A 12,912-nucleotide genomic window follows, 5' to 3' on the forward strand; every position below is an offset into this window, starting at 1 on the left:
GAGCCGCGGACCCGGGATTGGCCGTCCCGTCCCGCCGCCCGGGTCGCTAGCGTCGGTGCGGTGGAGATCGAGAAGGCACAGCAGCTCTGGCAGCCCCACCCGGGTTGGCTGAACACCGCCAGCTACGGCCTGCCGCCCGAGCCGGCGTGGGAGGCGTTGCAGGAGGCGCTCGCCGGCTGGCGGGTGGGACGCATGCCGTGGGAGGCCTGGGACACCTCGACGACCCGGACCCGCGCCGCGTTCGCCCGCCTGGTCGGGGTGGCGGTGGCGGACGTCGCGATCGGCAGCGCCGCGTCGCAGCTGCTCGCCCCGGTGGCGGCCGCGCTGCCGCCGGGCGCGACCGTGCTGGTTCCCGACGTCGAGTTCACCTCGAACCTCTTCCCCTGGCTGGTGCAGGAGCAGCGGGGCGTCCGCGTGCGCACGGTCCCGCTCGCCGGTCTCGTCGACGCGATCGACGCCGGCACCGACCTGGTCGCGTTCAGCCTGGTGCAGTCGTCCGACGGGACGGTGGCCCGGTACGCGGACATCGTCGCCGCCGCCCGCGCGCACGGCGCGCTCGTGGCGGTCGACGCCACCCAGGCGGCCGGGTGGCTCCCGTTCGACGCCGGGCACGCCGACGCGGTCGTGGTCGCGGCGTACAAGTGGCTGCTGGCGCCGCGCGGCGCCGCCCTCGCCTACCTCGCGCCCGAGCTGCGCGAGCGGATGCGCCCCGACGCGGCCGGCTGGTACGCCGGCGCCGACCCGCACGCCTCCTACTACGGCCCGCCGCTGCGGCTGGCGGACGACGCGCGCCGCTTCGACATCTCCCCGGCCTGGTTCAGCTGGATCGGGGCCGCTCCCGCGCTGGAACTGCTGCTGGACGTGGGGCTGCCGGCGGTCCGCGCGTACGACGTGGCGCTGGCAAACCGGTTCCTCGCCGGCCTGGGCCGGCCGCCGGGCGACAGCGCGATCGTCACCGTCGACGTGCCGGGCGCGCAGGAGAAGCTGGAGCGGGCCGGGGTGCGGGCGGCGGTGCGTGCCGGCCGGGTCCGGGCCTCGTTCCACCTCTACTCCACCGAGGACGACGTCGACCTGGCCCTCGACGCGCTGACCGGCTGAGCGGTCGCGCGGTCCGGGCACCGGCGATCCCGACGCCCGGCCCGCGCGCCGGTCACTTGGCGCCGGTGACGATGCCCGGGTTGATGCACAACCCCGGGTTGCTGCCGTTCTTCTCGGCGATCTCCAGGCAGCGGGTCACCTTGTCGACCTTGGCGTTGGTCTCGGTGATCTGCTTCTGGATGTCGGCGTTGCGGCGGTCCTGTTCCAGGTTGCGGGTCTGCGCGAGCTTGTCCTGGAAGACCTTGATGTTCCCCTCGGTCTTCTCGTCGTGGTTGACCCGGGTGATCGTCACCGACAGGATGTCGACGTCCTCGGCGAGCCGGGCCTCCGCGCTCGTCTTGATGTTCTCGGCGAACGGCTTCAGGTCGACGTTGAGGTTCCCGGTGTTGTCGTCGATCTTCTCGAGGGGATTGTAGGCGGCGAAGGCGTCGTTGACGGCGCTGTCGAGTTGGACGCCCACCCGCTGGCCCCGGAAGCTGTCGAAGTCGCCCTTGTAGTCCATGAACTGCTTCGGTGCGTTCTCCGGCTTCACCTGCCACTCGACGAGCACCTCGACGCACGCGTCGGCGAGGGTTCCGGTGCGGACGCGGACGCACCTGTCGCCGCCGATGTGGTCGTACTTCTGGCGGCCGGCGTCCCACTCGCCGACCTTCTGCCAGGGGGCCACCCACTTCAGCCCGGAACCGGTGACCTCACCGGTCGGCTTGCCGAAGCTGGTGACGATGCCCACCGAGCGGATGGGCACCGAGTGGGCGCTGGTGCCGGCGGTGGTCAGGACGGCCAGCGCGAGGCAGGCGAGCGCCAGCAGCGCGGCCGTGCGTCGCGCCGCGCGGGCCGGCAGGACCAGCGCCAGGACGGCGGCGATCACCAGGGCGATCGCGAGGATGATGGCGACGGCGAAGCCGAAGGGCATGGGGACGGGCACCTCTCGTCGGGGCGGATGGTGATCAACACCGTAGGGGAGGGGGGCAACGGCCGGCCGTGGGAGGCCCACATGGCGGCCCGCCCGGTCGCCCCGACGGTCAGCGCCATCGATGGATCACGTTTCGGTTTCGGCCACCCGGATGGATGCCGGGCACGCCTCCGGGCCCCTGATTGTGGCTCCGTTCGACATAGCTCGGCCTCGAAGTCCGAACGTAGGTTTCCTGAACGCGACGGCCATGTGACCACGGTCACCGCACCGACCGTCGCCGATGACCTGCGGAGGATGTGGCGATGGCCGGGCAAGCACTCCTGTCGGCTCGCGGGCTGACCCGTGACTTCCGGGGCTTCCGGGCGGTCGACGGCGTCGACCTCGACGTCGCGGCGGACACCGTGCACGCGCTGGTGGGCCCGAACGGCGCGGGCAAGACGACACTGTTCAACCTGCTCACCGGCTTCCTGCCGGCCAGCGGCGGCCGGATCGAGCTGGGCGGCCGGGACATCACCGGGCTGCCGCCGGAGCAGGTGGCCCGCCTCGGCGTGGCCCGCTCGTTCCAGATCACCAGCCTCTTCCCGCAGCTGTCCGCGCGGGAGCACGTCGAGTTGGCGCTGCAGAGCCCGAGCGGGCTGGGCTGGCGGTTCTGGCGCTCGGCGACGCTGATGCGCCGCTACACCGACCGGGCCGGCGAACTGCTGGACATGGTCGGCCTGGCCGACCTGGCCGAGGCGCCGGCGGAGGCCCTCGCGTACGGGCGCAAGCGCGCCCTGGAGCTCGCCCTCGCCCTCGCCCTCGACCCGAAGGTGCTGCTGCTGGACGAGCCGACCGCGGGCATGGGCCTGGAGGACGTCGACCGCACCGTCGACCTGATCGCCCGGGTGCGGCAGGGCCGGACCGTGGTGATGGTCGAGCACAACATGAGCGTCGTCGGGCGGCTCGCCGACACCGTCACCGTCCTGCAGGCCGGCAAGGTCCTGGTCGAGGGCCCGTACGAGCAGGTCCGCGCCGACGAGCGCGTGATCACCGCCTACCTGGGAGCCGCTGATGCTGCGCATTGAGAACCTGTCCGCCTGGTACGGCGAGGCGCAGGTGCTGCGGGAGGTCGGCCTGGAGGTAAAGGCCGGCGAGGTGGTCACCCTGGTGGGCCGCAACGGCGCCGGGAAGTCCACGTTGCTGCGCTGCGTCATGGGCCTGCACCCGGGCCTTCGGGGGACCGTCGAGCTGGACGGGCGGGACGTCGGGAAGCTGGCGGCGCACAGGCGGGCGCGGCTGGGGCTCGGCTGGGTCCCCGACGACCGGGGCAGCTACGCCACGCTGACCGTGACGGAGAACCTGACCCTGCCGCCGACGGTGGGGCCGGACCCGTGGTCGCTGGAGCGGGTGTACGAGGCGTTCCCCGCCCTGTACGAGCGCCGTGACTCGGCCGCGACCATGCTCTCCGGCGGCGAGCAGCAGATGCTGGCCCTGGCCCGGGTGCTGCGGATGGGCGCCCGGCTGCTGCTCTGCGACGAACCGACCGAGGGGCTCTCGCCGCTGCTCGTGCAGCAGGTCGGCGACCTCCTGCGGGAGGCCAAGCGGCACGGCGTCACCGTGCTGCTGGTCGAGCAGAACCTGCACTTCGCCACCGGCGTCGCGGACCGGCACTACCTGCTGGCCGAGGGACGCATCGCGGAGGCGATGGACAACTCCGAGGTGCGGTCGCGGGAACGTGAGCTGCTGTCGTACCTCGGGATCTGAATTCTCCTCTCACGACGAAACCCCGCGCGGCGCGCGGACGAAAGGGATGGGCATGCGTAGGACGGTGAGTGTGGTCGCCGCGTCGGCGGCCGCGGTGATGGTTGTCGCCGGCTGCGGCGGCGGTGGTCCCCAGTCGGGCGGGGACGAGAAGCTGACCGGTGGCAAGATCGTGTTGGGCGTGCTCAACGACCAGTCCGGGGCGTACTCCGAGCTGTCCGGCAAGAACTCGGTCAAGGCCGTGGAGATGGCCATCGCCGACTTCAAGGCCAAGTACGGCGACAAGGCGGTCGCGAAGGACATCTCCGTGGAGACGGCCGACCACCAGAACAAGCCGGACGTGGCCAACAGCAAGGCGCAGGAGATGTTCGACCGGCAGGGCGTCGACCTGATTCTGGACGTGCCGACCTCGTCGGCGGCGCTTCGGGTGGCCGACGTGGCGAAGGAGAAGAAGAAGCTCTACTTCAACATCGGCGCGGCGACCACCGAGCTGACCGGCAAGAGCTGCAACAAGTACACGTTCCACTACGCGTACGACACGTACATGCTGGCCAACGGCACCGGCAAGGTCACCACCCAGCAGGTCGGCAAGAACTGGTACATCCTGTACCCGAACTACGCCTTCGGCCAGGACATGGAGAAGAGCTTCACCGCGGCCATCACCGCCGCCGGCGGCCAGGTCGTCGGCAAGGACGGGGCGCCGTTCCCGAACACCAGCGGCGACTTCTCGACCTTCCTGCTCAAGGCGCCGACGCTGGACCCGAAGCCGCAGGTGCTCGGCACCATGCAGGCCGGCGCCGAGCTGGTCAACGTGGTGAAGCAGTACAACGAGTTCCAGCTGCGGGAGAAGGGCGTCGGGCTGGCGGTCGGCCTGATGTTCATCACCGACATCCACTCCCTGACCCCGGCGGCGCTGGCCGGCACCACGTACACCGACGCCTGGTACTGGAACTTCGACCAGCAGAACCGCGAGTTCGCCGACCGGTTCCAGAAGGAGACCAGCACCCGGCCGTCCTTCGCGCACGCGGCCAACTACTCCGCGGCGATGCAGTACCTGGAGGCGGTCCAGGCGGCCGGCACCGACGACGCCGACACGATCGTCAAGGAGTTGGAGGGCAAGGAGGTCAACGACGTCTTCCTGCGTAACGGCAAGATCCGGGCCGAGGACCACCGGGTGGTCCACGACGCGTACCTGGCCCAGGTGAAGCCGCAGTCCGAGGTCACCGAGCCGTGGGACTACGTGAAGGTGCTCGAGACCATTCCCGCGGCGGAGGCGTTCGCCGCTCCGTCGCCGGACTGCAAGCTGTGACGAGCTTTCTCCAGAACACGTTCAACGGGTTGGTGAGCGGGGCGTTCTACGCCCTGCTCGCCCTCGGTCTCGCGGTCATCTTCGGGATGCTGCGGGTGGTCAACTTCGCCCACGGCGCGTTCTACATGCTCGGGGCGTTCGGCGCGTACGTGCTGCTCACCGAGGCGGGCGTGCCGTTCTGGGCGGCCCTGGTGATCATGCCGCTGGGGCTGGCGCTGCTCGGCATGGCGCTCGAGCGGGCCTTCATCCACCGGCTCACCCGGCTCGACCCGCTCTACAACTTCCTGCTCACCTTCGGTCTCACGCTGATCCTGCAGGACCTGGTGAAGCTCCGGTACGGGGTGCAGTCCAGCCCGTACGAGACCCCGTCCGCGCTCAGCGGCTCGGTGAACTTCGGGCTCTTCGACTTCCCCACGTACCGGGTGTTCATCCTCGGCTTCGCGGTGGCGGTCTGCGTCGGGGTGTGGTGGGCGCTGACCCGTACCCGGGTCGGCATGGTCGTCCGCGCGGCCACCGAGCGGCCCGAGCTGACCCGGGCCTTCGGCATCAACGTCGGGCGGTGGGTCACCCCGGTCTTCGGCTTCGGCATCGGCCTGGCCGGGTTGGCCGGCGTGCTGGCCGCACCGATGCGGGCGGTCAACCCGCTGATGGGCGCGGACCTCATCATCGTGGTCTTCGCGGTGGTGGTGATCGGCGGCCTGGGGTCGATCTTCGGCTCGGTCGCCGCCGGCTTCGGCATCGGGCTGGTGCAGGCATGGGGCGAGGCGTACCTGTCCGACTTCCCGATCGTGTCGCAGACGATCGTCTTCATCGTGATGGCCGTCGTGCTGCTCTGGCGCCCGGCCGGCCTGTTCGGCCGTGAGGAGGCACCGGCATGACGAGCACCGTGGACAGCAAGGCCGACGCGGCCCGTCCCGCCGTTCCGTCCGGGCTGGTCACCGTCGCCCGCGCCCCCGGCTGGGTCCGGTACGCGCTGCTCGCGACCGGCCTGGTGGTGGCGCTCTGGCTGCCCAACGGCCTCTACCCGGCGGTGGCGGTGGACATCCTCTGCTGGGCGCTGTTCGCCGTCGCCGTGGACCTGCTGCTCGGCTTCACCGGGCTGATGTCCTTCGGCCACGCCGCGTTCTGGGGCGCGTCGGCGTACGTGACCGGCCTGGCGGCGATCCACCTCGGCGTGCCGTTCCCGGTCGCGGTGCTGGCCGGGGCGCTCACCGCGGCGGTCCTCGCCGTGCCGATCGGCCACCTGGCGGTGAAGCGGACCGGCATCTACTTCGCGATGGTCACCCTGGCGTTCGCGCAGATGTTCTACTACATCGCCAACGAGTGGCGGTCGGTGACCCAGGGCGAGAACGGCCTGCAGGGCATCCCCCGGTCGTTCTTCGGGCTCGACCTCACCGACGACTACTACTTCTACTACGCGATCCTGCCGGTCGTCCTGCTCGGCCTGGCCGGTGCCTGGCGCATCGTGCACTCGCCGTTCGGCCGGGTGCTGGTCGGCATCCGGGACAACCCGGCCCGGGCCCGCGCGCTCGGCTACCCGGTGCACCGCTACAAGCTGACCGTCTTCGTGCTGTCCGGCTTCATCGCCGGCCTCGGCGGCGGGCTGTTCGCCGTCAGCCACCGGTTCGTCTCGCTGGAGGTCCTGCACTGGACCACCTCCGGCAAGGCGGTGATCGTGGTGGTGCTCGGCGGCATCGGCACCCTGTGGGGCGGCGTGCTCGGCGCGGGCATCGTGGTCCGCCTGGAGGACTGGCTGTCGTTCTCCGGCTTCGAGGCGATCGGCCTGGTCACCGGCGGCATCTTCGTCCTGGTGGTGCTGCTGTTCCGGCGCGGCATCTGGGGCACGGCCGCCGCCCTGGCCCTGCGCTGGTGGACCACCCGCCGCCGCCGGTAACCCCCTCGGGCCCGGCCGTACGCCTCCGGCGTCCGGCCGGGCCCGCTCCGTCGATCATGGAGTCGTGGCGGGCGGAATGCCAGGTGATGCCGGTTCTGTCAGGCACCACAAGTCCATGATCGACGTCAGTTGGACGCCGTGCGGAGGCGGTGCAGGCGCAGGGCGAGCTGGACCTCCAGGGCCCGCTCCGGGCGCTGCCAGTCGGCGCCGAGCAGCTGGCCGACCCGCTCCAGGCGCTGGGTGACCGTGTTGACGTGCACGTGCAGTTGCTCCGCCGCGCGGGCCAGGCTGCCGCCCACCCCGAAGTAGGCCTCCAGAGTCTTCACCAGCGCGGTGCCCCGGCGGGCGTCGTACTCGACCACCGGCCCGATCGTGGCGTCCAGGAACCCGGCCACGTCCTTGTCGCCGCCGTCGCCGACCGCGCCCAGCAGCAACCCGACGAAGCCCAGCTCGTCGGTGCCGGCGCCCTGCCCGGCCCGGCCCAGCGCGCCCAGCGCGGTCAGGCAGCGGTCCGCCTCGCGGAACGTCGCGGCCAGGGAGGACGGGCCGGTGGACGGCCCGCTCCCGCCGGCGGTCACCGGCCGGCCGGTCACCCGGGACAGGTCCCGGGCCACCGCCCGCGCGGCGCCGCCCGCGTCCTTGCCGGGCAGCATCAGCACCACCCGTCCGTCCCGCGCCGCGGCCAGCCCGCCGCGCGTCGAGGCGTACGTGGTGGCCCAGGACAGCACCCGCTGGCGGGCCGAGCCGGTCGCGGCGATGGCGTCGTCGCCGACGCAGACGAGCACGTGCGGGGCGTCCAGGTCCACGCCGAGCCGGCGGGCCCGGCTACGCAGCGCGTCGGTGTCCCGCAGCGGGCGGGCGATCAGGTCGTCGAGCAGCTCGCCCCGGACCCGCCCCTCCGCCTCGGCGACGGTCCGCCGGAACAGCAGCAGCAGCGCGGTCACCAGGGCCGCCCGCTCCAGGATCCGCTGGTCGGCGTCGACCAGCTCGCCGTCCGGGCGCAGCACCAGCGCGCCCAGGTTCTCCGCGCCCGCGACCACGGCGGCGTACCAGAGCCGCCCCCGGCGGACGCTGCGCCCCTCGGTGCGGGACGCCGCCACCGCCTCCACGATGTCGGCCCGCTCCGGCTCGGCCGCCTCGCCGACCCGGGCCAGCAGCCGGCCCTCGGCGTCCAGCGCCAGCAGCGCGCCGCCGAGCACCTCGGTCACGGCGGCGGCGACGTCCTCGACGCCGCCGCCGCGCAGCACCAGCGCGGTCATCCGGTCGTGGGCCGCGGCGGCCCGCTCCACCGAGACGCTGTGCGCCCGGATTGTCGTGTTCGCCGCCGACAGCTCCTCCAGCGCGGCGCGGGTCTCGGCGAGCAGCCGGGCGGTGTCGATCGCCACCGCGGCGTGCGCGGCGAGCGAGACCAGCAGCGCGACCTCCTCCCGCGCGAACGGCCGGGCCGAGCGGTTGGCCGCGTAGAGCACGCCGATCGAGGTGGAGCCGAGCCGCAGCGGTACGCCGAGGATCGCCACCAGGCCCTCCTCGCGCACCCCGGCGTCGATCTCGCCGGTGTGGTGGAAGCGGTCGTCCTCCGGGTAGTTCGCGGTCACGTACGGGGCGCCGGACTGGGCGACCAGGCCGCCGAGGCCCGCGCCCATCGGCAGCCGCAGCCGCTGGAACCGGGCGGACACCGACCCGTCGGTGACCCGCATGTACGTGTCGCCGCGCTCGTCGTCGTTGAGGGTCATGTACGCCACGTCGGCGTCGAGCAGGTTGCGGGCCCGGTGCACGATCGCCCGCAGCACGTCGTCCAGGTCGCGTAGCCCGGCCAGGTCGCTGACCGTGTCGTACAGGCCGGACAGCTCGGTCTCCCGCCGGCGCCGGCGCTCCAGCAGCGCGCGGACCCGCAGCGCGACGGTCTTGGCCTGCTCCAACTCGGCCAGCCGTTCGGCGGGCAGGCCGGCGGCGCGCGCGGCGACCAGCGGGCCTTCGAACTCCACCGCGGCCGCCTCGCGCGCGAGCAGCTCCAGGAACTCCACCGGCGAGGACATGACCGACATTGTGCGGGTCGCCACTAGTTCGCCGTCCAGCCCCCGTCGAGGGCGATGGACGCGCCGGTGATGAACGCCGCCGGCGGCGAGCACAGGTACGCCACCAGCTCGGCGACCTCCTCCGGCTCGATCAGCCGCTTGATCGCGGCCCGGGCCAGCATGATCTTCTCGACGACGTCGGTCTCCGGGATGCCGTGGGTGGCGGCCTGGTCGGCGATCTGGCTCTCCACCAGCGGGGTACGCACGTACGCCGGATTGACGCAGTTGGCGGTGACGCCGTGCGGCGCGCCCTCCAGCGCGACCGTCTTCGAGAGCCCCTCCAGGGCGTGCTTGGCCGAGACGTACGCCGCCTTGTACGGCGAGGCGCGCAGCCCGTGCACCGAGGAGATGTTGACGATGCGGCCCCAGCCCGTGGCGTACATGTGCGGCAGCGCCCGCCGGATGATCAGGAACGGGGCCTCGACCATCACCCGGTGCAGGTACTCGAAGCGTTCGACGGAGAACTCCTGGACCGGCGCGACGTGCTGGAGGCCGGCGTTGTTCACCACGATGTCGACGTCGGCGTCGAGCCGGTCGACCGCCCCCGGGTCGGCCAGGTCGATGCCCTCGGCCCGCCCGCCCGCCTGGGCGGCGACCTCCTTGGCCGCGTCGACGTTGCGGTCCACCACGAGGACCTTGGCGCCGGCGGCGCCCAGCCGCAGGGCACAGGCCCGCCCGATGCCACTGCCGCCCCCGGTCACCAGCGCGGTGCGACCCGCGAGATCGACATGTACGACGTGGGGGACCGCCACGCGTTCAACCGTCATGGCGCAAGAAACTACGAGCTGTGTGGCCGGGCGCACATGGGGCAGCGACACATACTCGCCCCGGAGGCTGTGTGGCCGGACCCGACACCGGGCGCGCTCCCAGGGCGGCGGCCCGGACGCGACCGGTCGGCCCTACGTCGCTAGGCCGCGGTCCGGGGCCGGTGCGGGCCGCGCCGGGAGCCCGGCGTGTCCCGGGGCGTGGCGCGGTCGGGGCCTCGGTAAGGTGTCGAACACACGTACTGCTGGCGGTCGGGGAGGAGGCGGCGTGCGCGTGCTCGGCGTCGACCCGGGCCTGACCCGGTGCGGGGTCGGCGTGGTCGAGGGGGTGCCGGGGCGGCCCTGCACGCTCGTCGCCTACTACGTCGTCTACACCGATCCGGCGGACGAGTTGCCGGTGCGCCTGCTGCACCTGGACCGCTCGCTCACCGACCTGGTCGCCGAGCACCGGCCGGACAGCGTCGCCGTGGAGCGGGTGTTCAGCCAGCACAACGTGCGTACGGTGATGGGCACCGCGCAGGCCAGCGGGATCGCGGTGCTCGCCGGGGCCCGGGCCGGGTTGCCGGTCCAGACGTACACGCCGAGCGAGGTGAAGGCGGCGGTGACCGGTTCCGGCCAGGCCGACAAGGCGCAGATGACGGCGATGGTGACCCGGCTGCTGCGGCTGCCCGAGCCGCCCCGCCCGGCCGACGCCGCCGACGCCCTCGCCCTGGCGATCTGTCACGTGTGGCGCGGCGGCACCCGCTCGAAGCTGGCCGCTGCGGCCGACCGCGTACGACGAGGAGGAGGCGCCCGATGATCGCCAGCGTCCGGGGCGTGGTGACCGCGACCGGTCCCGACCACGCCGTGATCGAGGTCGGCGGGGTGGGCCTGGCGGTGCAGTGCGCGCCCGGCACGATCGCCGAGCTGCGGGTCGGCCAGCCGGCCCGGCTCGCCACCAGCCTGGTCGTCCGGGAGGATTCGCTGACCCTGTACGGGTTCGCCGACGACGACGCCAAGACCCTGTTCGAGTTGCTCCAGACCGCCAGCGGGGTGGGCCCCCGGCTGGCCCAGGCGGTGCTGGCCGTGCACACCCCGGACGCGGTGCGCAAGGCCATCGCCAACGCCGACACCGCGGCGCTGACCCGCGTACCGGGGATCGGCAGGAAGGGCGCCGAGCGCCTCGTGCTGGAGCTGCGGGACCGGGTCGGCCCGGTCCCGGTCGGCGTGGACGGCACCGCCGGCGTCACCACCGGCACCTGGCCGGAGCAGGTGCGCCAGGCCCTGGTCGGGCTCGGCTGGACGGCCGGGCAGGCCGACCAGGCGGTGGCCGCGGTCGCGGAGACCATCGACGGGGACGTGCCGCCCGTGCCGGTCCTGCTCAAGCAGGCCATCCGGCTGCTGGGCCGGACGCGATGACGGGCGAAAACCTGGTCTCGGCCTACGTCAGCGACGCGGAGCTGGACGCGGAGGCCAGCGTCCGGCCGCGCCGGCTGTCCGAGTTCATCGCCCAGGACCGGGTTCGCGACCAGCTCGATCTGCTGCTCCAGGGCGCGCTGCGGCGCGGCAGCCCGCCCGACCACATCCTGCTCTCCGGGCCGCCCGGCCTGGGCAAGACCAGTTTGGCCAACATCGTCGCCGCCGAGCTGGGTACCGGCATCCGGGTGACCAGCGGCCCGGCGATCGAGCGCTCCGGCGACCTGGCCGCGATCCTGACCAGCCTCGCCGAGGGCGACGTGCTCTTCATCGACGAGATCCACCGGATCGCGCGGCCGGCCGAGGAGCTGCTCTACAGCGCGATGGAGGACTTCCGGGTCGACGTGGTGGTCGGCAAGGGCCCGGGGGCGACCGCGATCCCGCTGGACGTGGAGCCGTTCACGCTGGTCGGCGCGACCACCCGGTCCGGGCTGCTCACCGGCCCGATGCGGGACCGGTTCGGCTTCGTCGCGCACCTGGACTTCTACGCCCCGGCCGACCTGGAGGCGCTGCTGCACCGCTCGGCCCGCATCCTCGGCGTGCCCATCACCGAGGACGGGGCGGCCGAGATCGCCGGCCGGTCCCGGGGCACCCCCCGGATCGCCAACCGGCTGCTGCGCCGGGTGCGGGACTTCGCCGAGGTCCGGGCCGACGGCGTGGTCGACCGGGCGACCGCGCGGGCGGCCCTGATCGTGTACGACGTGGACGCGCTCGGGCTGGACCGGCTGGACCGGGCGGTGCTGACCGCGCTGGTCGACTCGTTCCGCGGCGGCCCGGTGGGCCTGTCGACCCTGGCGGTGGCGGTGGGGGAGCAGCCGGACACCGTGGAGGAGGTCTGCGAGCCGTTCCTGGTGCGGGCCGGGCTGCTCGCCCGTACGCCGCGTGGGCGGATCGCGACCGAGGCTGCCTGGCGACACCTGGGGCGTACGCCACCGAATGGTACATTCGGGTCAGACACCCCTCCCGTGCCCGATCTGTTCTCCGTGGAGCCCGATCAGCCGTGATGCGAACGTGATCTGTGCCGCATTCGGCGTTCCCAGGTGCAGGGACTAGACTCGCCGCGGTCTGTACAGGACGTGAGAATCCGCCTCCGCTCCGGCGCCCCTCTTGCCGGCCGGAGGCCAATGGGAAGGTCTAACACCGTGCTTTACGCACAAACGGCCGGCGGTGCCGGCGGCTTCACGCCCATCCTCATGATCGTTCTGCTGTTCGGCGTCATGTACTTCATGATGATCCGTCCGCAGCAGAAGCGGCGCCGCGAGGCGGAGGCCATGCAGTCCTCCCTGGGTCAGGGCGACGAGGTCGTCACCATCGGCGGGCTCTACGGCACGGTCATCGGCGTGGAGGACGACACGGTCCTGCTGGAGGTCGCGCCCGGCGTGCAGACCCGGTACGCCCGCCCCGCGATCGCGCGGGTCGTCACGAAGGCCGAGCGCCCCACCGAGCCGGCCGCCGACGACGCGGACGCCGTCAAGGAGTGACCCGTCGCCCGCCCCGGCCACCGGCCGGGGCGGCGCACGCGACGGGACAAGTGGATAGTCGGGCCGACATGGCATGTCGGCACGCGTACGGCCGGTCGGCGTCGTCCGCCGGTGCCCGCGTGCCGGCCGTCGTGCCGGCTCCCAACCGACCGTCGACCGGGAAGCCCGGCCGACAGCCGCCGC

13 protein-coding genes are annotated in these 12,912 nt (G+C 72.9%); 10 read left to right on the top strand and 3 right to left on the bottom strand.

The window, feature by feature from the left end; all coding sequences use genetic code 11:
• Positions 1–60: 60 nt before the first annotated feature.
• A complete protein-coding gene (locus EV376_RS15685) occupies positions 61–1,098 on the top strand; it encodes an aminotransferase class V-fold PLP-dependent enzyme (protein ID WP_130323981.1) in 1,038 nt (345 codons plus the stop codon).
• Between the two features lie 52 nt (positions 1,099–1,150).
• Here EV376_RS15685 and EV376_RS15690 read toward each other — a convergent pair whose 3' ends face one another.
• On the bottom strand, positions 1,151–2,011 hold the full coding sequence (locus EV376_RS15690; protein ID WP_130323983.1) for an SPFH domain-containing protein: 861 nt from the start codon (positions 2,009–2,011) through the stop codon (positions 1,151–1,153).
• 302 nt (positions 2,012–2,313) lie between these two features.
• Between EV376_RS15690 and EV376_RS15695 the strand changes: the two genes are divergently transcribed.
• From EV376_RS15695 to EV376_RS15715, 5 genes are read left to right on the top strand one after another with little or no spacing between them, the layout of a single operon-like run.
• Positions 2,314–3,075, top strand: coding sequence for an ABC transporter ATP-binding protein (locus EV376_RS15695; RefSeq protein ID WP_130323985.1), 762 nt, complete (start codon positions 2,314–2,316; stop codon positions 3,073–3,075).
• Positions 3,062–3,754, top strand: a complete 693-nt coding sequence (locus EV376_RS15700) for a branched-chain amino acid ABC transporter ATP-binding protein (RefSeq protein WP_130323987.1) — start codon at positions 3,062–3,064, stop codon at positions 3,752–3,754. The genes EV376_RS15695 and EV376_RS15700 overlap by 14 nt, the downstream gene beginning before the upstream one ends.
• Positions 3,755–3,800: 46 nt before the next feature.
• On the top strand, positions 3,801–5,060 hold the full coding sequence (locus EV376_RS15705; RefSeq protein ID WP_130323989.1) for an ABC transporter substrate-binding protein: 1,260 nt from the start codon (positions 3,801–3,803) through the stop codon (positions 5,058–5,060).
• On the top strand, positions 5,057–5,938 hold the full coding sequence (locus EV376_RS15710; protein WP_130323991.1) for a branched-chain amino acid ABC transporter permease: 882 nt from the start codon (positions 5,057–5,059) through the stop codon (positions 5,936–5,938). The genes EV376_RS15705 and EV376_RS15710 overlap by 4 nt, the downstream gene beginning before the upstream one ends.
• A complete protein-coding gene (locus EV376_RS15715; protein ID WP_130323993.1) occupies positions 5,935–6,954 on the top strand; it encodes a branched-chain amino acid ABC transporter permease in 1,020 nt (339 codons plus the stop codon). The genes EV376_RS15710 and EV376_RS15715 overlap by 4 nt, the downstream gene beginning before the upstream one ends.
• Before the next feature lie 125 nt (positions 6,955–7,079).
• On the opposite strand, the gene EV376_RS15720 is transcribed toward EV376_RS15715, so the two are convergent.
• Together EV376_RS15720 and EV376_RS15725 are read right to left on the bottom strand one after the other, a co-directional pair.
• The gene (locus tag EV376_RS15720) at positions 7,080–8,999 is read right to left on the bottom strand and encodes a helix-turn-helix domain-containing protein (RefSeq protein ID WP_130323995.1); all 1,920 of its coding nucleotides are present in this window, start codon (positions 8,997–8,999) and stop codon (positions 7,080–7,082) included.
• A 14-nt stretch (positions 9,000–9,013) separates the two neighbouring features.
• A complete protein-coding gene (locus EV376_RS15725) occupies positions 9,014–9,796 on the bottom strand; it encodes a 3-hydroxybutyrate dehydrogenase (RefSeq protein ID WP_130323997.1) in 783 nt (260 codons plus the stop codon).
• Between the two features lie 265 nt (positions 9,797–10,061).
• Here EV376_RS15725 and ruvC point away from each other — a divergent pair, with 265 nt between their 5' ends.
• The 4 genes from ruvC (at position 10,062) to yajC (ending at position 12,729) form a co-directional block, all read left to right on the top strand.
• Positions 10,062–10,592, top strand: coding sequence for a crossover junction endodeoxyribonuclease RuvC (gene ruvC, locus EV376_RS15730; protein ID WP_130323999.1), 531 nt, complete (start codon positions 10,062–10,064; stop codon positions 10,590–10,592).
• Positions 10,589–11,191, top strand: coding sequence for a Holliday junction branch migration protein RuvA (gene ruvA, locus EV376_RS15735; protein ID WP_130324001.1), 603 nt, complete (start codon positions 10,589–10,591; stop codon positions 11,189–11,191). Before ruvC ends, ruvA begins: the two co-directional genes overlap by 4 nt.
• On the top strand, positions 11,188–12,252 hold the full coding sequence (ruvB, locus tag EV376_RS15740) for a Holliday junction branch migration DNA helicase RuvB (RefSeq protein ID WP_130324002.1): 1,065 nt from the start codon (positions 11,188–11,190) through the stop codon (positions 12,250–12,252). The genes ruvA and ruvB overlap by 4 nt, the downstream gene beginning before the upstream one ends.
• A gap of 138 nt (positions 12,253–12,390) precedes the next feature.
• Positions 12,391–12,729: a preprotein translocase subunit YajC gene (gene yajC / locus EV376_RS15745; RefSeq protein WP_207228168.1), complete on the top strand. Its 339-nt coding sequence runs from the start codon at positions 12,391–12,393 to the stop codon at positions 12,727–12,729.
• Positions 12,730–12,912 lie beyond the last annotated feature (183 nt).

The sequence above is a fragment of the Micromonospora sp. CNZ295 genome (genome assembly GCF_004217535.1).